The organism is Clostridium weizhouense (genome assembly GCF_019431045.1).
GTDB classification, from domain to species: domain Bacteria; phylum Bacillota; class Clostridia; order Clostridiales; family Clostridiaceae; genus Clostridium; species Clostridium weizhouense.
This window is the reverse complement of sequence record NZ_JAHXPT010000002.1, coordinates 350,047-373,715: the sequence shown is the minus strand read 5'-3', so window position 1 is coordinate 373,715 and position 23,669 is coordinate 350,047. Positions and strand designations below refer to the sequence as shown.

At 26.4% G+C, this 23,669-nt stretch carries 22 protein-coding genes, 1 riboswitch and 1 other annotated feature; of the genes, 18 read left to right on the top strand and 4 right to left on the bottom strand.

Translation table 11 applies throughout. The annotated features are described in order from the left end of the window. The first annotated feature begins 9 nt into the window (after positions 1 to 9). From KYD98_RS04420 to deoD, 11 genes are all read left to right on the top strand, one after another. Positions 10 to 114, top strand: coding sequence for a MetS family NSS transporter small subunit (locus tag KYD98_RS04420; RefSeq protein ID WP_219778373.1), 105 nt, complete (start codon positions 10 to 12; stop codon positions 112 to 114). A 261-nt stretch (positions 115 to 375) separates the two neighbouring features. Further along, positions 376 to 2,343, top strand: a complete 1,968-nt coding sequence (pulA, locus tag KYD98_RS04415) for a type I pullulanase (RefSeq protein WP_219778372.1) — start codon at positions 376 to 378, stop codon at positions 2,341 to 2,343. A gap of 126 nt (positions 2,344 to 2,469) precedes the next feature. After that, positions 2,470 to 2,719, top strand: a binding site (T-box leader). 183 nt (positions 2,720 to 2,902) lie between these two features. Further along, on the top strand, positions 2,903 to 3,382 hold the full coding sequence (locus tag KYD98_RS04410) for an Lrp/AsnC family transcriptional regulator (protein WP_219778371.1): 480 nt from the start codon (positions 2,903 to 2,905) through the stop codon (positions 3,380 to 3,382). Then, on the top strand, positions 3,379 to 4,548 hold the full coding sequence (locus KYD98_RS04405; protein ID WP_219778370.1) for an aminotransferase class I/II-fold pyridoxal phosphate-dependent enzyme: 1,170 nt from the start codon (positions 3,379 to 3,381) through the stop codon (positions 4,546 to 4,548). The genes KYD98_RS04410 and KYD98_RS04405 overlap by 4 nt, the downstream gene beginning before the upstream one ends. A gap of 313 nt (positions 4,549 to 4,861) precedes the next feature. Beyond that, entirely contained in the window at positions 4,862 to 5,890 is a 1,029-nt protein-coding gene (locus tag KYD98_RS04400) for a LacI family DNA-binding transcriptional regulator (protein WP_219778369.1), read from the top strand. Positions 5,891 to 6,020: 130 nt separating this feature from the next. Then, positions 6,021 to 7,124 (top strand): BMP family lipoprotein, encoded by a 1,104-nt coding sequence (locus tag KYD98_RS04395; RefSeq protein ID WP_219778368.1) that lies wholly within the window; start codon positions 6,021 to 6,023, stop codon positions 7,122 to 7,124. A gap of 259 nt (positions 7,125 to 7,383) precedes the next feature. Continuing rightward, positions 7,384 to 8,907, top strand: a complete 1,524-nt coding sequence (locus KYD98_RS04390) for an ABC transporter ATP-binding protein (RefSeq protein WP_219778367.1) — start codon at positions 7,384 to 7,386, stop codon at positions 8,905 to 8,907. Further along, a complete protein-coding gene (locus tag KYD98_RS04385; protein ID WP_219778366.1) occupies positions 8,904 to 10,070 on the top strand; it encodes an ABC transporter permease in 1,167 nt (388 codons plus the stop codon). The genes KYD98_RS04390 and KYD98_RS04385 overlap by 4 nt, the downstream gene beginning before the upstream one ends. 1 nt (position 10,071) lies before the next feature. Continuing rightward, the gene (locus tag KYD98_RS04380; RefSeq protein ID WP_219778365.1) at positions 10,072 to 11,025 is read left to right on the top strand and encodes an ABC transporter permease; all 954 of its coding nucleotides are present in this window, start codon (positions 10,072 to 10,074) and stop codon (positions 11,023 to 11,025) included. Positions 11,026 to 11,183: 158 nt separating this feature from the next. Further along, positions 11,184 to 11,591, top strand: coding sequence for a cytidine deaminase (locus KYD98_RS04375; protein ID WP_219778364.1), 408 nt, complete (start codon positions 11,184 to 11,186; stop codon positions 11,589 to 11,591). Between the two features lie 33 nt (positions 11,592 to 11,624). After that, the gene (gene deoD / locus KYD98_RS04370) at positions 11,625 to 12,332 is read left to right on the top strand and encodes a purine-nucleoside phosphorylase (protein ID WP_219778363.1); all 708 of its coding nucleotides are present in this window, start codon (positions 11,625 to 11,627) and stop codon (positions 12,330 to 12,332) included. Positions 12,333 to 12,396: 64 nt separating this feature from the next. Here the strand turns inward: deoD and KYD98_RS04365 are convergent, their stop codons facing one another. Next, positions 12,397 to 13,242: a DegV family protein gene (locus KYD98_RS04365; RefSeq protein WP_219778362.1), complete on the bottom strand. Its 846-nt coding sequence runs from the start codon at positions 13,240 to 13,242 to the stop codon at positions 12,397 to 12,399. Positions 13,243 to 13,477: 235 nt separating this feature from the next. Between KYD98_RS04365 and KYD98_RS04360 the strand changes: the two genes are divergently transcribed. The 6 genes from KYD98_RS04360 to KYD98_RS04335 all read left to right on the top strand — a co-directional run bounded on the left by KYD98_RS04360 (position 13,478) and on the right by KYD98_RS04335 (position 19,419). Then, positions 13,478 to 13,639 (top strand): hypothetical protein, encoded by a 162-nt coding sequence (locus KYD98_RS04360; protein ID WP_219778361.1) that lies wholly within the window; start codon positions 13,478 to 13,480, stop codon positions 13,637 to 13,639. Positions 13,640 to 14,209: 570 nt separating this feature from the next. Beyond that, positions 14,210 to 15,094 carry a DUF368 domain-containing protein gene (locus tag KYD98_RS04355; RefSeq protein ID WP_219778360.1) on the top strand — a complete coding sequence of 295 codons (885 nt, stop codon included), beginning with the start codon at positions 14,210 to 14,212 and terminating at the stop codon, positions 15,092 to 15,094. Between the two features lie 265 nt (positions 15,095 to 15,359). Next, entirely contained in the window at positions 15,360 to 16,427 is a 1,068-nt protein-coding gene (locus KYD98_RS04350) for an HD-GYP domain-containing protein (protein ID WP_219778359.1), read from the top strand. A gap of 73 nt (positions 16,428 to 16,500) precedes the next feature. After that, positions 16,501 to 16,599: riboswitch (THF riboswitch) on the top strand. Between the two features lie 59 nt (positions 16,600 to 16,658). Beyond that, the gene (locus tag KYD98_RS04345; protein WP_219778358.1) at positions 16,659 to 17,201 is read left to right on the top strand and encodes a folate family ECF transporter S component; all 543 of its coding nucleotides are present in this window, start codon (positions 16,659 to 16,661) and stop codon (positions 17,199 to 17,201) included. 162 nt (positions 17,202 to 17,363) lie between these two features. Next, the gene (locus tag KYD98_RS04340; protein ID WP_219778357.1) at positions 17,364 to 18,407 is read left to right on the top strand and encodes an HD-GYP domain-containing protein; all 1,044 of its coding nucleotides are present in this window, start codon (positions 17,364 to 17,366) and stop codon (positions 18,405 to 18,407) included. Positions 18,408 to 18,744: 337 nt separating this feature from the next. Then, a complete protein-coding gene (locus KYD98_RS04335) occupies positions 18,745 to 19,419 on the top strand; it encodes a ferredoxin-like domain-containing protein (protein ID WP_219778356.1) in 675 nt (224 codons plus the stop codon). 121 nt (positions 19,420 to 19,540) lie between these two features. Here the strand turns inward: KYD98_RS04335 and KYD98_RS04330 are convergent, their stop codons facing one another. The 3 genes from KYD98_RS04330 to KYD98_RS04320 form a co-directional block, all read right to left on the bottom strand. Beyond that, positions 19,541 to 19,945, bottom strand: coding sequence for a bacteriohemerythrin (locus KYD98_RS04330; protein WP_219778355.1), 405 nt, complete (start codon positions 19,943 to 19,945; stop codon positions 19,541 to 19,543). A gap of 283 nt (positions 19,946 to 20,228) precedes the next feature. After that, positions 20,229 to 20,699 (bottom strand): hypothetical protein, encoded by a 471-nt coding sequence (locus KYD98_RS04325; RefSeq protein ID WP_219778354.1) that lies wholly within the window; start codon positions 20,697 to 20,699, stop codon positions 20,229 to 20,231. A 239-nt stretch (positions 20,700 to 20,938) separates the two neighbouring features. Next, positions 20,939 to 21,922: a DUF1002 domain-containing protein gene (locus tag KYD98_RS04320; protein WP_219778353.1), complete on the bottom strand. Its 984-nt coding sequence runs from the start codon at positions 21,920 to 21,922 to the stop codon at positions 20,939 to 20,941. 389 nt (positions 21,923 to 22,311) lie between these two features. On the opposite strand from KYD98_RS04320, the gene KYD98_RS04315 reads away from it, so the two are divergent. After that, positions 22,312 to 23,649: an alpha-amylase family glycosyl hydrolase gene (locus tag KYD98_RS04315; protein WP_219778352.1), complete on the top strand. Its 1,338-nt coding sequence runs from the start codon at positions 22,312 to 22,314 to the stop codon at positions 23,647 to 23,649. The last annotated feature ends 20 nt before the right edge of the window (positions 23,650 to 23,669 follow it).

The window sequence follows — 23,669 nt, the reverse complement described above, 5'->3', positions numbered from 1 at the left end:
GGATTTATTATGAATGGAATAGCAATAATATTTTTTGGATTAGGTTCAGTAGTTTTATGGGGAGGATTATGTTTAACATTAGGAATTACACTTTATAACGAAAAAAAAAGTTAAAGTTGAGTAATTTTGATAATTATAAGAAAAGAGTAGCACTATGAAATTAATGCTTACTCTTTTTTACTTTTTGTATTAATATAAATATTTATTAAGATGAAAAGTAAATTAAATAAGTTATTTAATGTTTAAAAAATCTAATGTTTTAGTATAAAAAGATATATTGAATTATAATAATATTTATAATTGATATGTTTAGGTAAAATTTGGTATAATAGTTAATGCTTGAGAAATTAAAGAAGGGTTTATAGGGTGGTAGTAATGTCAGTTCATAAGATATTATATAGTCAAGAAAATTATAAAGACAAATTAGGTGCAATTTATTCAACACATAAAACTCAATTTATTTTATGGGCTCCAACTTCAACACAAGTAAAAGTTATATTATATTATAATAATATAACTGAAATAATTAACATGGAAAAAGAAGAAATGGGAATTTGGTGTATAGAAGTTGAAGGAGATTTAAATGGTGTTTACTATAACTATATAGTAACAAATAACGGAATAGAAAAAGAAGTAGTTGATCCTTATGCTAAAGCAGTTGGAGTAAATGGGAATAGAGGGATGGTAGTAGATTTAGAAGCTACTAATCCAGTAGGTTGGGATCATGATACTAAACCTAAACTTATAGATTCAACAGACTCAATTATATATGAAATACACGTAAGAGATTTTTCAATAAGCAAGACTTCAGGTATTGCTAGTAAATTAAGAGGAAAGTATAGTGGTATTTGTGAACATAGAACCACTATACCTGAAACTAAAGAGAAAACAGGATTGGATTATCTTATTGATCTTGGAATAACACATGTACATTTAATGCCAGTATTTGATTATGCTACAGTAGATGAATCGAAATTTGATCCTAAAGATTATAATTGGGGATATGATCCTAAAAATTATAATGTTCCTGAAGGTTCATATGCAATTAATCCATTTTCGGGAGCAGAGAGAATAAAAGAATTTAAAAAAATGATTCAAGAATTACACAAATCAGGAATAAGAATAGTTATGGATGTTGTATACAATCACACTTATAGAACACATAATTCTAATTTTAATTTAATAGTTCCTAATTATTATTATAGACAAAATCCAGATGGAAGTTTTTCAAATGGATCGGGTTGTGGGAATGAATTTGCATCTGAAAGAAAAATGGTAAGAAAATTTATAATCGATTCTATACTATACTGGGCAAATGAATATCATATAGATGGATTTAGGTTTGATTTAATGGGACTTTATGATATAGAAATGATTAAAGAAATAAGAAGAAAATTGGACTTAATAGATGAATCAATAATATTATATGGAGAAGGATGGACAGGTGGTAGTTCTCCACTTCCAGAATGGGATAGATCTCTTAAATATAATATAAGTAAATATGGAGATATGCAGATGGCAGCTTTTAGTGATGATATAAGAGATGGGGTAAAAGGAAATGTTTTTGATGCTAATTCTGTTGGATTTGTTAATGGTGCTAATGGCCTAGAAGAAACAATAAAATTTGGAGTTGTTGCATCAGTAAAACATGATCAAATTAATTATGATAGAAGCATATATTCTAAATTTCCATGGGCAAATGAACCTTATCAAAGTATAAATTATATGTCTGCTCATGACAACTATACATTATGGGATAAACTCTGTATTGGTAGCAAAAATTATTCTAAAGAAGAGTTGAAATCTATAAATAAATTATCAGCAGGTATTTTATTTACTTCTCAAGGGTTGGTATTTTTCCAAGCGGGAGAAGAATTTTTAAGAAGTAAGGTTAATGAAGATGGAAGCATAAATCATAATAGTTACAATTCACCAGATAGTGTTAACGCTTTAGATTGGAACAGAATTTTAAAATATAAAGATGTTGTTGATTATTATAAAGGATTAATAAGGTTAAGAAAAGCACATAAATGCTTTAGAATGACCACTGGTGAAGATATAAGGGAGAATTTAAGATTTTTAGAAAGAGGAATAAATTTCTATGAGGATAGGGTAGTAGCCTTTAGTATAAAAGAATATTTAACTGATCTATATTGCAATGATATTGTTGTTGTATATAATGCAAATAAAAATTCGGTAGAAGTTAATCTTAATGAAAAAGGATGGTCAGTTGTTGTAAATGAACACGCAGCAGGAAATATTCAATTACAATATATAGATAGTGATAAGGTTAGTGTGGCTGGAATAAGTTGTTATGTATTAATTCATGATAATACAAAGTGATTATACTTATATTTTAAGTATATATTTATACTATAATTAAAATATAATTTAATTTAAAAATAATATTGAATATAAACACATTTATGTTATAATAAAAGATAATAATATTTTAAAGATAATAATATTTTAAAGATAGTGATAAGGAATAGTATATTTAGGAACCTTTTTAGAGAGCTAGATAAGTGGTGTGAGTCTGGTAAGAGACCTTTATAGAAGCAGCCTTTGAATTTCACATTAAAAAATAAGAAATTTTTTCTTAATTAGATGTTGACGTGTTCCTCATGTTATAGAGGATGAAACAGTTATATGTTTCGGCTGAGTGAGCAATAAATTGCTTATTAGGGTGGTACCGCGTAGTAAATCCTTCGTCCCTTGTTGGGGGAAGGATTTTTTTGTTTTTTTAGATATTATAAAAATTTTAATTTATGGATAACGTATATCAGAATATAGTTTATAAAAGTATATACATAATCCAAATATCAAGTGGTTTAATTATTTTGTATTCAAGTTTTAATAAGATTATAAAATCAACTATTTTATCATTAAGGAGGTATTTTAAATGGAAGAAATATTAGAAATATTAGAAAAAAACAGTCGATATACAGATGAACAAATAGCTGTTATGGTTGGAAAAAGTGTAGAAGAAGTTAGGGATGCCATTAGAGAATACGAAGAAAAAAGTATAATAGCAGGATATACTACGTTAGTTAATTGGGAAAATACAGGAAAAGAAACAGTAACTGCTTTAATTGAAGTTAATGTAACTCCACAAAGAGGAGAAGGATTTGATAAAGTAGCAGAAAGAATTTATAAATTTCCAGAAGTTACAGCATGCTATTTAATGTCAGGTGGATTTGATTTAACTGTTATAGTTGAGGGTAAAACTATGAAAGAAGTAGCACTTTTTGTATCACAAAAACTTGCAGTACAACAATATGTTTTAAGTACTAGTACACATTTTGTATTAAAAAAATATAAAGATCATGGAACGATGTTTAAAGAAAAAAAAGTGGATGATAGGGAGGCAATATTTATATGATTTTAGAAAATATGATTAAAAAAAATGTAAGAGAGATGCCACCATCAGGCATAAGGAAATATTTTGATATGATAAACGAAATGGAGGATGTTATATCTCTTGGAGTAGGAGAGCCTGATTTTGTAACTCCTTGGAATGTAAGAGAAGCAGGAATTTATTCTTTAGAAGAAGGACATACGCACTATTCATCTAATGCAGGATTTATAGAACTACGTCATGAAATTTCTAAATATTTATATAGAAGGTTTAATTTAAGCTATAATCCAATAGATGAAATAATAGTAACAGTTGGAGGAAGTGAAGGTATTGATATAGCGCTTAGAGCACTTGTGGGTCCGGGAGATGAAGTTATAATACCAGAACCAAGTTTTGTTGCATATAAAGGATGTACAGCTTTTACAGGAGCAACTGCAAAGGTTATAAATCTTAGAGCGGAGGATGAATTTAAGTTAACACCAAAACTTTTAGAAGAGGCAATAACATCTAAAACAAAAGTTGTAATAGTACCTTTTCCTAATAATCCAACAGGAGCAATTATGAATAAGGATGAATTACAAAAAATAGTAGATATATTAAAAGATAAGGATATAATTGTTATATCAGATGAAATATATGCAGAACTTTGTTACGGAGAAAAACATGTTTCGATAGCATCATTTCCTGAAATGCGAGATAAAACTTTGGTTATAAATGGCTTTTCAAAAGCATATGCTATGACAGGATGGAGACTAGGATATTTATGTGGTCATCCTACATTAATAGAAGCTATGAAAAAAATACATCAATATGCAATAATGTGTTCTCCAACAACAGCTCAATATGCAGCAATAGAAGCCATGAAAAATGGAGATAAAAGTGTAGAAGAAATGGTTAAAGAATATAACAGAAGAAGAAGAGTATTAGTTGATGGCTTTAGAAAAATGGGTTTAGAATGTTTTGAACCACTTGGTGCTTTTTATGTATTTCCATGTATTAAATCAACAAGAATGACATCAGATGAATTTTGTGAACAACTTCTTATAAATGAAAAAGTATTGACAGTACCAGGAAATGCATTTGGAGATTGTGGAGAAGGTTTTATAAGAGCATGTTATGCATCATCTATGGACAACATAATAGAAGCTTTAAAAAGAATAGAGAAATTTCTCAATAAGATAAGAAAATAATAATAAAAAAGAGAATGTCTTATAGTTTACATATTTAAAATGATTAAATTTAATTAATAACTATTATAAAAATAATAATTAAAATTTAAAAAATAAATAAAAAACATTTAGGAAAATTATGTAATTAATATAAAAAAATATATTTATTTAAAAATATTTCATTATAATGTATATTAAGACATTCTCGTTCATAATGGAATATACATCCTAATATTGACATCAAGATTAGAATATATTATGATATATATGTAATCGGTAACATACTTTTAGATGTTAAAAATATTTTATATAGAAAAATTATAGGAGGAATTGTATGGGCGTAACGATAAGTGATATTGCTAAAAGGGCCAAAGTTTCATCAACTACAGTATCAAGAGTTTTAAATGATTCTGGATATGTAAAAGAAGAAACACGCTTAAAAGTGATGAAAGCAATAAAGGAAATGAATTATACCCCTAGTGCAATTGCCAGAAGTTTATCTAAAAGTGAAACTAATACAATTGGAGTTATTGTTCCTGATATAACAAATTCTTATTTTGGAGAGATAATAAAAGGCATAAGTGAAATTGCAGAACATAATAATTTAAATATAGTATTATTTAATACAGACAATTCTTTAGAAAAAGAATTAAAGGCTATGAAATCAGCTAAAGAACAGAGAATTGAAGGAATAATAATGACACCAGGTTTTGGAGAAGGAAGATTTAATTCTGATTATGTAAAAATAATAAATAATCTAAATATTCCTATTGTTTTGGTATCGGCAGATATAAAATTTATTAATTTAAATGGAGTATTTGTGGATAATATAAAAGGTGGATTTGATGCAACAAATCTATTGATTAAAGAGGGACATACTAAAATAGGAATTTTAACAGGACTTTTGAGTTCAGATCCGGTAATAGATAGATTAGCAGGTTATAAAAAAGCACTTCAAGAAAATAATATTGAAGTACTTGAGGAATACATTTTCAATGGAGAGTTTAAATTTAGTAAATCATTTGAAATAACTAAAGAAATTTTGAAAATGAAAAATCCTCCTACAGCATTAGTTGTCTGTAGTAATATGATGACAATGGGAGTAGTTAGAGCCTTAACAGAGTCTAATAAAAAAATTCCACAGGACTTATCTATAATAGGTTTTGATAAACTTCAATATTTAGATATGGTAGGACTAAATATAACTTATATTGAAGATTCGCCTATAAAACTTGGACAATCTTCAATGGAAATGCTTTGTAATATAATAAACGATAAAAGTAAACATTCTATAAGAAGGATAACAATTGCACCTAAGATAATATGTAAAGGATCAGAGAAAAAAAATAGACAAAATGTATAGTATATATATTTATTGTAAAAATTATTTAGAGTAAAAAGTTTAACTTATTGTAATTATAAAATTAAATTGTTCTCAAGTCATTTATGACTTGTAATATATTATTTATTAATTAGATGTAGGAGGAAGAAGAATGAAAAAGAAGTTATTATCATTATTAGCTATTTCAGCATTAACAATTTCAATGTTTGCTGGCTGTGGTGGAAGCAGCACTGGAAAAGAAGATGGAAATGCAGCGCAAAAGATTAAAGCAGGTATGGTTACAGATTCAGGAACAATAGATGATAAATCATTTAACCAAGGTACTTGGGAAGGAATACAAAGAGCTCAAAAAGAACTAGGAATTGAAGAACCTAAATATTTAAAACCAAATGGTGAAACAGAAGCAGATTATTTAAAAGAAATAGGAAATCTTTATGATGCAGGATTCAGATTCATAGCTACTCCTGGATTTAAATTTGAAACGGCAATATATAAAGCACAAGATAAATATAAAGATGCTAAATTTGTTATAATTGATGGTACTCCAAATGATGGAACACAACCTCCAAATTATAAGGTTGGAGATAATGCAGTTTCTATTCTATTTGCAGAAGAACAAGCAGGTTTCTTAGCAGGAGTTGCAGCTTCAAAAGAGATTAAAGAAGGAGATTTAGGATTTATAGGTGGTATGGAAATACCAGCAGTACAAAAATTTAACTGGGGATTCCAACAAGGTGTAGCTTATTCTAACGAAAGCTTAGGAACTAAAATGACATTAAAACCTGAAAATGTATTATACCAAGGTACATTTAATGATACAGCAGCAGGACAACAAATAGCAGCTCAAATGTATGACAGAGGTGTTAAAGCTATATTCTGTGCAGCTGGTGGAGTTGGTAACGGAGCTATAACTGAAGCTAAGACTAGAGTAAGTACAGGTCAAAACGTTTGGGTAATCGGTGTTGATAGAGATCAATTTACAGATGGTCAATATGCAGAGGGTAAATCAGTAATTCTTACTTCAGCTGTTAAAAAAGTAGATGTAGCAAGCTTTGATATGGTTAAAGCGCTTAAAGAAGGCAATTTCCCAGGTGGACAAAAGTTAACTTTTGATGTTACAAAGGATGCAGTTGGTATTCCAAAAGAAAATCCTAATTTAAGTGAAGATACAGTTAAAACTGTTACAGATATAAGTGCAAAAATTAAAGATGGATCTGTAAAAATTTCAGCTGAAAGAGGCAATTTACTTAAATAATTATTTTGATTAAATTTTAATAATCAATTATAAAATAAAAGGACAATATTAGAATGTGTGGATTAGATATTCACATATTCTAATAAAAATTTTTATTTAATTTTAAGTAGATATAATAATTATTAAATAAAAAGTACTCATAATAGTAAACATACTTTAAAAGATTGACAATTGACAATGTACAATATTTTTAAAATTAACTATTGTGTATTATCAATTGGCAATTGACAATTGATAATTATAAAAGGAGGACTCTGTTATGGAATATGTAGTTGAGATGCTAAATATCCGTAAAGAATTTCCAGGTATAGTAGCTAATGATAATATCACTCTTAGATTAAAAAAAGGTGAAATTCATGCATTACTTGGTGAAAATGGAGCGGGTAAATCTACTTTAATGTCGGTTCTTTTTGGTATGTATCAACCAGAAAGAGGATGCATAAAAGTAAGAGGTAAAGAAGTTGAAATTTCTAATCCGAATGTAGCAAATGATTTAGGAATAGGAATGGTACATCAACATTTTAAATTAGTACACAATTTTACAGTAACTCAAAATATTATTTTAGGATGTGAACCTAAAAAAGGTTTAGTAGTTGATATTAAAAGTGCTGCCAAAAGAATAGATGAATTATCTAAAAAGTATTCACTAAATGTTGATCCATATGCAAAAATAGAAGATATAACAGTTGGTATGCAACAAAGAGTTGAAATTTTAAAAATGTTATATAGAGATGCTGAGGTCTTAATACTAGATGAACCAACTGCGGTACTTACTCCACAAGAGATTGAGGAGCTTATAAGTATTATGCAAAATCTTATAAAAGAAGGCAAGTCAATAATATTAATAACTCATAAACTTAAAGAAATTAAAGCAGTAGCAGATCGTTGTACAGTTATAAGACGTGGAAAATATATAGGAACAGTAAATGTAAAAGAAACATCTCAATCAGAAATGGCAGAAATGATGGTTGGAAGACCTGTAAGTTTTAAAGTTGATAAAAAAGAAAAAGAAGCTGGTGATATAATTTTAAAAGTAGAAGATCTTTCTGTAATGAACAATAAAAAAGTTCTTGGACTTAAGAATTTTTCAATTGAAGTTAAAGCAGGAGAAATTTTAGGGATTGCTGGTGTAGAAGGTAACGGACAATCAGAATTAGTAGAAGCTATTACAGGAATGAGACATATACAATCTGGAAAAATATATTTTAAAGGTAATGATATTACTAATATGTCTATACGTAAACGTATAGACGCTGGTATAGCTCATATTCCAGAAGATAGACAAAAAAGAGGCTTAGTTTTAGATTACACCATTGAAGATAACATAGTATTAGAAATATATAATAGAGAACCATTTTCCAAACATGGTTTATTAAATAAAGATGCTATACACAATTATGCAGAAAAAATAATTGAAGAATTTGATGTTAGATCAGGTGAAGGTGGAGCATCTTTAGCAAGAACAATGTCAGGTGGTAATCAACAAAAAGCGATTATTGGTCGTGAAATTGAATTAGATCCAGATCTATTAATTGCAGTACAACCAACTAGAGGTCTCGACGTTGGATCAATAGAGTATATTCACAAGAGACTTGTAGAACAAAGAGATGAAGGAAAAGCTGTATTACTTATCTCATTAGAACTTAGTGAAGTTTTAAATTTATCTGATAGAATCGCAATCATTAATAGCGGAGAATTAATTGGAACAGTAAATGCTTCAGAAACAAATGAAAATGAAGTCGGCTTAATGATGGCTGGTGTTCAAAGGGGGAAAGAAGCGTGAGTAAAAAAGAAGCTTTAAATTCTATATTAGCAGTTGTTTTAGGGTTATTAGCAGGAGCAATTTTAATGGCTCTTATAGGAGATAATCCAGTTGATGGATATACGTTCTTATTTAGAGGCGGCCTAATGAACATAGAAAGAATTGGAAATACATTAGCAACAGCAACACCTTTAGTACTTACTGGACTTTCAGTTGCATTTGCATTTAAAACAGGACTTTTTAATATTGGAGCAGCTGGACAAATGCTTTTTGGAGGCTTTTGTGCTACAGCAATAGGACTAACTTATGCAACAAGTATGCCAAGACCTATATTACTATTAGTTATGGTAGTTATGGGAGCGGTTGCAGGAGCTTTATGGGCATTTATACCCGGATTATTAAAAGCAAAATTTAATGTAAATGAAGTTGTATCTACTATTATGATGAACTGGGCTTGTTATTGGATAGTATATTATACAATTCCAGCTTATTTTAAAGGTGAAAGTTTAGAAACTGAATCAAAATTACTTCCAGAAGTAGCATCTTTAAAGACACCAATACTTACTAAATTATTTGATGGTTCTTATATTAATTTAGGTATATTAATTGCAATTATATCTGTTATAATTATTGGCTTTATATTAAATAAAACTATTTTAGGGTATGAATTAAAAGCAGTAGGATTTAATAGAGATGCAGCAGAATATGCTGGTATGTCTGTAAATAAAAATGTAGTTGTTTCAATGATGATTGCAGGGGCACTTGCAGGTCTTGCTGGAGTTACTCAATATATTGGTAATGCAGCTAACATCCAAATAGGAGTAATGCCAACCCAAGGTTTTGATGGTATAGCAGTATCATTATTAGGTGCTAATAATCCTCTAGGTGTATTAATATCAGCTATATTCTTTGGATTGTTATATTCAGGAAAAGGATTTATGAATGCTAATACAAGTATTCCTCCTGAAATTGCAGATACAATAATAGCAACTATTATATACTTTGCAGCAACAAGTGCTGTTGTACCTATGGTAGTTAATAAATTTAAACATAAAAAAGAATTAAAAAATGCACAAAAAGTAGCTATGGCAGGAACAGGTATATTACCAGATGATAAAAAAGATGAGAATTTAGATTCGTCATTAAATGAGAATAATCAAATAAATGATAAGGAGGATAAGTAATATGTGGCAAATAATACAACAGGTGTTTCCTTATGCTATTGCATACACAATTCCTCTATTAATAACTGCACTTGGAGCATTATATTGTGAAAGAAGTGGAGTTGTAAACATTGGACTTGAAGGTCTTATGATTATAGGATCATTTTCGGGTGCTTTAACAATATTTAAACTTCAAGAAAAAATGCCAAATAGTAATCTTCCTCTTTGGATAGGTTTAGCTGTAGCAGTAATAGTAGGAATGTTATTTTCACTTTTACATGCATTTGCTAGTATAAATTTAAATGCAGATCAAGTAATTAGTGGTACTGCAATTAATATGATAGCAGGGGCTTTAACTGTTTTTTTATCTAGAACTATTTCAGGTAGTGGACGTATAAGAATTCAAACAGGATTTTATCCAATAGATATCCCAGGTCTTTCATCAATACCAGTAATAGGTGATTTATTTTTCAAGAAGACCTATATTACAACATGGATAGTACTTTTAATACTTATAATAACTATATTTTTGATATATAAAACTAGTTTTGGACTAAGATTAAGAGCCTGTGGTGAACATCCACAAGCAGCAGATGCAGCAGGAATAAACGTTTATCGTATGAGATATATAGGAGTTTTAGTTTCAGGTGCGTTTTCATCTCTTGGTGGTGCAGTAATACTTGTAACATATTCAGGAGAATTTAATGGAAGTGTTGCAGGACTTGGATTCTTAGCATTAGCAGCATTAATATTTGGTCAATGGAAACCATTAGGTATACTTGGAGCAACTCTATTCTTTGGATTTGCAACTACAGTTGCAAATGTATCACAAGTAATACCTGCATTAGCTTCTATACCATCAGTTATATTAAAGGTATTCCCTTATGTGGTTACATTAATTGCTTTGGTACTATTTTCTAAATCTTCACAAGCACCTAGAGCATCTGGTGAACCATTTGATTCAGGAAAGAGATAAAATAATAAAAATATTAGTAATAGATAAACTAAAATATACTTGTATATTTTAGTTTATCTTATCTAATAAAGAAATATTATTTGTATTATAAAATAAAAAGACATATTAAATTTAGAATAATATAGAAATAAATCTTAATGGTAAAAGGGGAGTTTAAAATGAATTATAAAGATCTTGTAAAAACAGCATTAAAATATAGAGAAAATGCATATTCTCCTTATTCAAATTTCAAAGTAGGAGCCGCTGTTCTTTTTGAAAGTGGTAAAGTTTATGGAGGATGTAATATAGAAAATGCTTCTTTTGGTGCAACAAATTGTGCTGAAAGAAGTGCAATTTTTAAAGGTGTATCTGAAGGAGAAAATAAAATTCTTGCTATTGCAATAGTTGGTAGTTTAGAAGAATATACTTATCCTTGTGGAATATGTCGTCAAGTTATAAGTGAATTTGGTGATGAAAATATAAAAGTAATACTTGCTAAAAATGAAGAAGATTATATTGTAAAAGATATGTCGGAAATTTTACCAGGAGCATTTACAAAAGGAGATTTAGAAAGAAATAATAAATAGAGATAATAGAGTAACTTAAAAGGAGAGAGAAAAATGAGTATTCATATTAATGCACCAGAAGGTGCTATTGCAGAATGTGTGTTATTACCTGGAGATCCTTTAAGGGCTAAATTTATAGCTGAAAACTTTTTAGAAGATGTGGTTTGTTATAATGAAGTTAGAGGAATGTATGGATTTACAGGAACATATAAAGGAAAAAGAATTTCAGTTCAAGGAACAGGAATGGGTATACCATCAATTTCAATATATGCTACTGAACTAATTGAAAGCTATGGTGTTAAAAATCTTATAAGAGTTGGAACTTGTGGTGGATATCATGAAAAAGTTAAAGTGAGAGATCTTGTAATAGCGATGTCAGCTTGTACAGATTCAAATCTTAATTTAGTAAGATTTCAAGGAAGAACATTTGCACCAACAGCAAGTTTTGATTTATTAAAGCCAGCTTACGATATAGCAGTGAAAAAAGGATTTGATCCTAAGGTTGGACCTATATATAGTTCAGATATATTTTATGGTGATGACAATGAAGATTGGAAAAAATGGGCTGATTTCGGTTGCTTAGGAGTAGAAATGGAGGCAGCAGCTCTATATACAATTGCAGCTAAACATGGAGTAAATGCATTAGCGTTACTTACTGTGAGTGATCATTTTGTTACTGGGGAAGTAACAAGTGCAGAGGAAAGGCAAACTACATTTACTAATATGATAGAAGTTGCACTTGAAACAGTAATCAATTTATAAGAAAAAATAAAAGTATAAGATAATTGACTGACAATGTCTTTATCTTATACTTTTTTTGTATGTACTATCTTTCTTCAAATATACATAGACCTATTGTCCCAGGACCAGTATGTACAGCTGTACATGCGCCTATAGTTTCCAAAGATATTTCTGTTATATTTGGATGATCTTTTACATCATTTAATAAAGCTTCTGCTTCTTGATTAGCAGCTCCATTCAATACTGTAACCTTACATTTGCTTTTATCAACATAAGAGAATAAAATTTGTTTAAGTTTAAGTATAGATTGTTTTCTTCCACGAGCTTTTGCGTATGAATATAAAAATCCATCCTCATCAGAAGAAATTATTGGCTTTAAATTTAGAGTTTCAGCTATAGCACCTGCAACTCGTCCTATTCTTCCACCAGCTTTTAAATACTTTAAAGAAGGAAAAGTAACAAATCCGTGAGTTCTTAATCTAATATCTTCAAGTTTGTTAACAATATATTCAAAGTTATTATTATTTCGGATTAAATTCCCAACTTGTGTAGTGATTTCTCCAACAGGATATCCAATAGTTTTTGTATCAAAAATATGATATTGTAATTCTGGATAATGTTCACATAATAAACGTATACTATTAAAACAACCAGATGAATTACTTGAAACAGTAAGAATAATTGCGTGAGTGTAGTTTTCATAAATTAAATTTTCAATTAATTTACTTGAGTATTCTATATCAGGTAATGAAGTTGTTGGAATTTCATTTTCTAATGCACTAAATAATTCATTTGAAGTAATATTAATTCTATCTAGGTATTCTCTATTATTAAAAATGACTCTAAATGGCAACATTTTTATATTATATTTATCTAATGTGCTTTCACTTAAATCGCAACTACTATCTGTTATTAAAGCAATTTTTTGCAAATATTTTTCCTCCTTAGTATAGCAAATATTTAAACCTTATCATTGTATATCCATTAAACTATATCATAGGTTTATTTACACTACAATAATTTTTAAATATAAGTTTTTGGTCAATATATTCTTCTCAAAAAACTATAGCTGTATTAACTAATTAGAACATATATATTAACATGCATAGTATATATTTTTTTAAGAATACTAAAAAAGAATGATGATATATTTAGGAGGTAAAAGTATGGCAAAAGCAGGAATGAGAAGACCAGATCCAAGTGAACCACATGGAACTGAAAGCAACAAAAAACAACATTTTAGAAAAAACGATGAAATACCAGTTCCAGAAATACAAGGGAAAGCTAAAACAGGGAATAAGAAAGTAAAACCAATGTACAATAATTAATAATTTAAATTAAAGGGACTATTTTTAAAGTTTTATTAACTAAAGATAGTCCCTTATTTGTTATGCTTTAAGTTTATATAAATGGCATTTAAATATATTATATTTATGTAAAAAAATTTATTTAAGTGCTAAGTTGTACACCTAATATATATAAGATTTATATATATTATTTTATTTGATAGTTCTGAAGATATAATTCAATATAAAAATTTTATAAAAGATTATAAATTTAATTAGAACACATTTAAATAAAAATAGTATTTGTTTTTAGTATATTTATTATAAATATTAAAATTATGTTAAAATATATTATTATAGAGTTTTTTATTTGTTAAATAGATGAAAATTAATTATAATAATTAGATATATAGCTTAAAAATATATAAGTTCAAATAAAGTTTGTTCATTAATATAAATATTAAAATATTTATAAATGATATGACTTACAAGTATAATTTTATATATTATTTTATGTGCTTAAAGACATAATGTACTATAAAATTTATAAATGTAATAGCTTAATTAAAACATATATATTTAATTTAAAAGAAATAAGGAGAAACTTGTAATATGTATATAATAAATTTTATAAGAGGATTTTGTATGGCACTTGCTGATAGTGTACCTGGAGTTTCAGGGGGAACTATAGCTTTTATTTTAGGATTTTACGATAAGTTTATCAATTCTTTAAATAATTTAGTTTCTGGAAATAAAAAAGAAAGACTGGATTCAATAAAATTTTTGTTAAAATTAGGATTAGGATGGATTGTTGGATTCTTACTGTCCGTATTATTTTTGGCGTCTATATTTGATAAAGAAATTTATAAAATAAGTTCATTATTTATAGGCTTTATTATTTTTGCAATTCCAATAATTTTAATAGAAGAAAAAGAGAATATATTAAACAAATATCAAAATATATTTTTTGCGATTATAGGAATAGGAATAGTAGTTTTAATAACATATTTTAATCCAGTAGTAGGTAATGGTGCCGGAAATATATCATTGGATAGATTATCATTAGGACTTTGTATATATATTTTTATAGTAGCAATGATAGCGATTTCGGCTATGGTACTTCCAGGAATATCTGGTTCTACATTATTATTAATTTTTGGACTATATGCTCCTATAATAAATTCAATAAAGGAAGTTTTAACATTTAATTTTGACTACTTACCAGTACTAATAGTATTTGGATTAGGAGTTATTGCAGGAATATTTGCAACAATAAAAGGAGTAAAATATGTATTATTAAATTATAGATCACAAACAATATATATGATTTTAGGGCTTATGTTAGGTTCAATATATGCAGTCTTTATGGGACCAACATCACTAGAAATTCCTAAATCACCGATGAGTATTAAAACATTTAATTTAGTGTTCTTTATTATAGGGGGAGGTATTATAGTAGCTCTTCAAAAGTTAAAGGTATATCTTGAAAAAAAATAAATTATATAAATATAAATTCATTGTATAAGTTTATTATATGATGAATTTTTTATTTTTTAGAGAAAATTATAATAAAGTAAAATCTGAAGTATAAATTATAGTTAAGGCATGTGAAAAAAATACAAGTCAAAAATATCAGTATTATTTTTAATTAAAGTGTAAAATAATTATTTTTTGATTATTTAAAAAAGGATAAAAATTGAATAAATAGAATAATATATAATAAGAAAGTCGAATATATACGTTTAGGGGTAGGATGCATACAATGGAAAAAAATATAATAAATTTAACTATTAATGACTTGAAGCCAGGAATGATAATTGCAAAAGATATAGAACAAGACAGAACAGTGCTACTCGCAAAAGATGTTATTATAACAGAGGCGATATTAGTAAAATTAAAAAAATCATATTTTGTAGATAAAATTTCAATTTATGAAGACGATACATTATATAAAGCAAATATAACAAAAAAAACTGCAGAAAGTGAATTGAAAAAAGTTGAATACAAATTTAATGATATATGTGATAATCTATATCAAGTAATGAATAAGTCAAATAATATCCAAAGTGATATAATGGATGAAATTAGAAAGCTAACAAAAGAGTTACAAGAGGTAATAAAGAATCCTAATGCAGTAATTAATGATATTGTATTTTATGGAAGTGGAAATGATACAATATACAGACATAGTGTAAACGTTGCGGCTATAAGTAGTTTATTAGGAGAATGGTTAAAGTTTGATAATAGAAAGATTAAATTACTTATATATTCAGCACTTTTACATGATTTAGGAAAGACTCAAATTGATAACAATATTTTTGACAAACCATCAGGACTTACAATTAAGGATTATAATGAGATTAAAACGCATTCTTTACTTGGATATAATATTATTAAAAAATTAAATTTTTTAGATAAATCTGTGTGTCAAGGTATATTAATGCATCATGAAAGAGAAGATGGAAGCGGATACCCATTAGGAATTAAGGGCGATAAGATTCCTAAGTTTGCTAAAATAATTGCTATAGCTGATGTATTTGATGCAATAAATTCAGATAGATCATATAGAAAAAAGAAAACTCCATTTGAAGCAATACAAATAATTAGGAAGGAAAGTTTCGGAAAATTAGATTATAACTATTGTAACGTATTTTTAAATCATATAATAAATTATTATATGGGAAGGAATGTATTACTAAATAATGATGAGACAGGTAAAATAGTACAAATGGATATTAATGAATTGGACAAACCATTAATATTTTTAAATAATGAATTTGTGGATTTAAAAGAAAAGAAAAAGTTAAAAATAGAAAGATTTATTTTGTAAATAGTTAATAAAGTATAATTTTTATTGACAAATATTAATTTGCTTTGATAGAATTACTATATAATTTCTTTATGACAGAGTAGATATTTGTGCGTTAAGTGTTAGAAGGACGGGAAGTTGCCTTTTAAACGAAAAACTTTTGTTTGCGGTACAAATATTGCATTCCGCTGTTATTTAAAAGAGAATCTCTCTTTTTTATTCAGCAAATAAAATTAAAAGGGGGGATCTATCATGAGAAATTTTTATACTTTAGTTTTATCTTCATCTAAAGAATTAAAAAATGTAAGAAATTTAGTTACAGCAGCATTGTTAATAACAATTAAGCTTATTTTGGATTTATTTACAATACAAATAACTCCTTTTTTGCATCTTAGTTTTGAGTTTTTAGCAACTGTAACTATTAGCATGCTATTTGGTCCTGTAGTTGGAGCAACATGTGGAGGGTTATCTGATATTTTAAATTATGTTATTAATCCTAAGGGGGCATTTTTTATAGGTTTTACATTATCTGCAATGATTTCTGGAGTTATATATGGTAGTATATTATATAAAAAGAAAATAACTTTAACTAGATGTGCTATTGCAAATATTCTTTCAGTGCTATTTGTAGATATAGTGTTAAATACTTTTTGGCTTACAATAGTAGTTGGAAAAGGTTATTATGCTTTATTACCTATAAGATTAGTTAAAAATCTTATAATGATTCCGTTTAATGTTACTATGATATACTTTGTTTTAAATTTGGTAAATAAAATTAAAAAAGAAAATTTTTAAAATACTTAAAAGTTAGAATGAATTTACAGTTTGTTCTAACTTTTTTTATGATAGAAAAAAGTTAAATAATTGTAATATTAAAGAAAAAATATAATATATCGATAAATATAGTATATATACTATTCTTTACCTAAGAAAATATTTAAGATAGGATGATTATTTATGAAAAGAAAGATAGTACAATTAAACATAGATGAATTGAGACCAGGAATGGTAGTTGTTAATGAAGTTCAACAAAATAGAAAAGTTTTAATAGCGAAGGATACTATTTTAACAGAGTCTATATTAGATCAATTAAAAAATTTATATATCTTAGAGAAAATTGAAGTTTATGAAGAATATAAATCAAATCAATATAAAGCTATAAAAAATCTGGAGCATAAATTCAATGAAATTTCTTTTAGTTTACAACAAGTATATATGAATATTAATGCTTTACAAAAAAATAATATAAGAGAAGTTAAAGAATTATGTACAAAAATTCAAAATGAAAAACAAGAATCGAGTACTATTATAAAAAATGTGGTTTTTTATGGGAGTAAAAATGATCCTATCTACAGACATTGTATTAATGTTGCTACTTTAAGTAACCTTATTGGTAAATGGATAGGACTAGAAGAAAATAAATTAAATTTATTAACTTATGCTGCTATCATGCATGACATTGGTAAAGTAAAGATAGATAGTAAAATAACAAAGAAAATTAAACCTTTAACTGTAAGTGAACAAGAAGTCATGCAAACACATTGTGTATTAGGATATAATATCATTAAGGATATTAATTTTCTAGACAAATCTGTTGGTCAAGCAATATTAATGCACCATGAAAGAGAAGATGGTAGTGGATATCCGTTAGGATTAACAGGAGATAAGATATTTGATTTTTCTAAAATAATAGCTATAGCTGATGTGTTTGATTTATTAAATTCTAATAGATATTTAAAATTAAGTAATGGTCCTTTTGAAACAATAAAAATAATTAAAAATGAAAGTTTTTCAAAACTGGATTATAAATATTGTGATATCTTTATAAAAAATTTATTGAATTATTATATAGGAGAAAATGTTTTATTAAATACAGATGAGATATGTCAAATAATACAAATGGATATAAATAATTTAGAAAGACCATTAATATTAAAGCAAGATGAATTTATAGATTTAAGACAACATAAAGAATTGTATATAAAGAGTTTAATAGTATAAATATTAAGTATATATTACATAGTAATATATATATTGTGTTTAAAAATAAATATTATCGATTAACACAAAGTATTAAAAAACAATTATTTACCTCCAAAAATAAATATGATAAAATTATAAATGCATTAACGAAAAAAGTTAATTAAGGAACATAAAAATAAATAATTAGCCTTATATATTTTATATCATGTTTTAATGATAAAATTAGATATTGGTTAACTAATTTTAGTTATTTAAAATAAAATATATATTATATTTGTGTGATTTAGTATTTTGTTTTATGTACTTAAAATAAATTCAGACAATGATGATATGAAATTTAGGGAGGACATTTATAATGAAAAAGGATTTATTAGAAAAGGGAGCAGTTTTACAAAGAGATAAAGAAACTTATGCAATAGCACCACACTTAACAGCTGGACTTATAACTCCAGGTCAGTTAAGAACAATTGCTGATGTTGCAGACAAATATAATGTTGCGGCTATAAAAGTAACAGGAGCTCAACGTATTGCGCTTGTTGGAATAAAAGAAGATGAAATTGATGTAGTTTGGAAAGATCTTGGAATGAAAGCAGGAGCAGCTGTAGGTTTATGTGTTAGAAGTGTTAAAATATGCCCAGGAACTACTTTTTGTAAAAAGGGTTTACAAGATTCTGTAGCAATTGGAAGTAAATTAGATAATTTATATCATGGAAAAGATCTTCCTAATAAATTAAAAATTGGTGTTAGTGGATGTCCACAAAGCTGTGCTGATAATCATATAAAAGATATAGGACTATTTGGTTCAGGTAAAGGCTGGATAGTTCAAATAGGAGGAAAAGGTGGAATTAAACCAAGACTTGCAGATAAAATAGCAATGAATGTTCAAGAAGATAGACTTTTTGACTTAGTAGAAAAAATAATTGAAGTTTATGCTAATAATGCTACAGCAAGAGAAAGATTAGGAGACTATATTGATAGAGTAGGTCTTGAAGAAGTAAAAAGACAAATAGATGTAGATAGTTATCTATAATAAATAAAATAATCTGTCTTAAAAAATAGCTTGTATTTATATAATACACTTGTTTTTAGACAGATTATTTTTAAAAATTTAACAAATAGTTTTTTAGTACAAAAAATAAAATTAATTTAAATTAAGATTTTTTTGTATTATTAGGTATTTCTTTATCAACATATAAAATATGTTCAACTATCCATTTTTGAACAAAGTCTAGTAAAGAGTTTAAGTATTTATCTTGATCATTATCTATTTCTGATAAATTTACGTCATTTAATCGTTTTATAAATTCATCATGCATAACCTTGTGAGAAAGGAATTTTGTATATCCTATTGAAAGTTGATATTCTTCTTCGCATTTAAAGTGATAAGATGTATATTCTTTAAGTTCGTCAAGTATATGAAGAATCTTATCATACTTATCCAAACAAATAGGATTTAATAAAAGTTCATAACATTGATCAAGTATTTCAAAAAGTTTTTTATGTTGTGTATCTATAAGTTCTACATTAGTAGAATATTTCTCAGACCAAGAATTCACAGTTCTTCCCCCTTAAAATAGTTAAATTATTTTATAAGATTAAATTTATATATGATAATTATATTATATAAATTAAAAAAAACAAGAAATATTTAAGAAAATCTGATTTTGAAATAGACCATTTTAAAATATTTGGGCTATTAAAATAATGTAAAACTTGTATGATAAATAGTTATTATATAAATAAAAAATGTAGAGTATACGTACATACTCTACATTTTGAATATAATAAAATTTATTATATTTATAAATTAATATTTAAGTTAATCAAAATTAATAAAATTTATCTTAAAAATTCTTTGAATGTTGGGTGATTATCATCATCATCAGATTTTAAAATCTTCTTATATTCTTTTAATTTCTTTTCTTCTTCACTGGTAAGTTTATTGTTAGACTTTTTCTTTTCAATTAGGCATTTAAATTCTTTATATTTTTCATCACCTAATTTATTTTTGATAATGATCTCTCTAATTTCATTTAGGTCTTTTTTTTGATCATCAGAAAGAGTTCCACATTTTTCTTTAGTTTTTTTAATTTCTTCTAATTTCTTTTTTTGATCCTTAGAAAGATATTTTTGATTATCATCATCAAATATCCACTTATCTTTATTATGCTTACTTGAATGACAATTATCACGTGTTAAATAATCTAAAGGTGATTTGTCAGCCGTAGCCATAGTTTTCTGTGTTACTAATGTCAAAGTTCCCATTATAGTTAGAGAACAAGCAATAGTTTTTATTAAGGTACTTTTCATATATAAATCTCCTTTTTAATATATTTTATATCAAATAAGTTTCTTAACGTTTGATAATTAAGAAACTAGTATAGAAAATTTATTATAATATCATTCTAAGCACAAAATATTAACATAAATAAAATTGTATTTTTGAATAAGAAATTATAAATATATGTAAGTTAGAATATATTACAATAATAAATTTTCATAATTATTATGTGATATAATTATGAGATTTATTATATTTTTTAACTACTTTATTTAGTAGTTGAATTATTTGAATTGGTTCCATTAGTTTTATTTATATTTGAATTATCCGAAGTTGTTTTAGTTTCAGATTCTGCTGAACTAGAATCATCAGATAACCATTCACCTATTGAAGTAAATAAGTCAGAGAAAAATTCTTTAACTTTAGCAAAAAAACCTTGAGCTTCTTCACTATTTAATTTTTCTTTTAATTTATTAGTAGCATCATTTAATTGATCTTTTATTTTACTATAATTAAGATCTAATTTATTTATTTTTGTCATTAAAGAATTAATACTTTCTCTATCTTCAGCACTAAGTTGAACTTTATATTCTTTCATAGCTTTTTGAACTATTTTTTCGATTTCTTCTTCAGTTTTAGGTTTCTTTTTAACAACATCTTTTTTTACATCGTTTATTAATTGAGCTGCTTGATCTTGTCCGATTTTATCAGCTATATCACCAGTAACTACTATTTCTTCATTTGCAACTTCTTTTTTATTTTCATCAATTTTTTGTCCAGCTGAACTATTTTCAAATCCTTTTAAGATTCCTGTAAGAGCAGCAGTTCCAGATACTTTAAATGGAGCACTGGCAACTACATTAGCATTTTCGATTCCAGCTGTGATTAATGCATTTCTAATCATTCCATCAGTTACCCATGTAAGGTTATTAGTAGATATTACTAACCCGCCTTTACTTGTTGGTTCAACATAAGAACATGAGATAGATTTATTACCTAATTGAGCTGATGAAGCAACATTTCCTAAATATTTTTTTTCTTCATCTGTAGTTATTTCTATTATATTAGCATCATTTTTAGTAACTTTAAAATAATTTAACATATCATTTTTTTGAGTTTTTGTTAAATCACCACCTAAAGTAACTACTTTAAATGAATCAGCAAAAGCTGTTACATTTGGTGAGGAACTTAATACTAGAACAAGTGTCATAATAACAACTAATACTTTGCTTGCAATATTTTTAATCTTCATACTGTACATCTCCTTAACATTTTATAAAGCACATAAAAGAATGTAATAAATAATATTTTTATGTACTAAAATCAAATAAAATTAATAACAAAAGTGTGATTTCCCGTACATTATAACATATAAAACTATTATAAGACTTTCAATTATATTAAATTTATCTTAATAAGTTCTTATCATTACAAGGTATGAGTTAATTTATACAATGTTTTTTAGCTTATTATTTCATATATATTAAGATTATATTATAAGTATAAATTGGTACTATAATAGAAAAATACTGCAATTTATCTTTTAGAATATATCACAAATTGATAGAAACAAGTTTATTATATGTACTATATGATATATGCTTAGAAATGTAATATAATAGGTTAGAGAGGTGAGAGTTTATGAATAAATGGGTTAAAGAAAGTATATTTTATGAGATTTTTCCATTAGGATTTTGTGGGACATTATCTAAGAATAAGATATATGAAGATAAAAATAGTATAAAAAAATTAGAAGAGTGGATACCACATTTAAAATCAATTGGAATAAATGCACTATATTTAGGACCAGTTTTTGAATCAACTAATCATGGATATGATACTAAAGATTATTACAATATTGATAAGAGATTAGGAAATAATGAAGTATTTAAAGAAGTTTGTAAAGAACTTCACAAAAATAATATAAGAATTATATTGGATGGAGTTTTCAATCATGTTGGAAGGGAATTTTGGGCATTTAAAGATGTTCAAAATAACGGAAAAAATTCAAAGTTTTGCGATTGGTTTGTTAATATAAATTTTAATAATAATAGTCCTATGGGAGATAATTTTAGTTATGAAGGTTGGAATGGATGTTACGATCTTGTTAAACTAAATTTAAAGAATAGAGAAGTGTTAGACCATTTATTACATGCAATAGAAATGTGGATAGATGAATTTGATATTGATGGATTAAGATTAGATGCAGCTGATAGTATTGATTTAGAGTTTTTTAAAATATTAAAGAAGTTTACAGAAAATAAAAAAGATGATTTTTGGCTTATGGGGGAAGTAATACATGGGGACTATACAAGATGGGCTAATAAAGAGAGTTTAGATTCTACAACAAATTATGAATGTTATAAAGGAATTTTTTCAAGTCATAATGATAAAAATTATTTTGAAATAGCATATTCACTTAATAGACTATTTGGAAATGGTGGTATATATAAAGATTTATATTTGTATAATTTTGTAGATAATCATGATGTAAATAGAATAGCAAGTAATTTAAAGAAATCTGAATATATTTATAATGTATATACTTTATTGTTTACTATGCCAGGAGTACCGTCAATTTATTATGGAAGTGAATGGGGGTTAGAAGGGATTAAAGGTAAAAATACAGATGAACCGTTAAGACCGAATTTAGATTTAGATGATATTAAAAATTCTAATTTTAAATTATTAGATTTTATTAAAAATTTATCAAACATAAGAATAAAGCTAGATGCATTAAAATATGGAGACTATAAACAAGTAGTAGTGAAAAATGAACAATTTATATTTGTTAGAGAATATAAACAAGAAAAGGTATTTGTAATTTTAAACTTATCAGATAAAGATAGCTTGTTAGATTTTGAAATACCATTTGAGAAAGGAATAGATTTATTAAATAATAATAAAATAATAGATGGAGGAAAAATATCTTTAAAAGTTGAAGCATTTTCTTCAAAAATTATAATAAAACAAAGATAATTATATTTTAAAATAGAGTA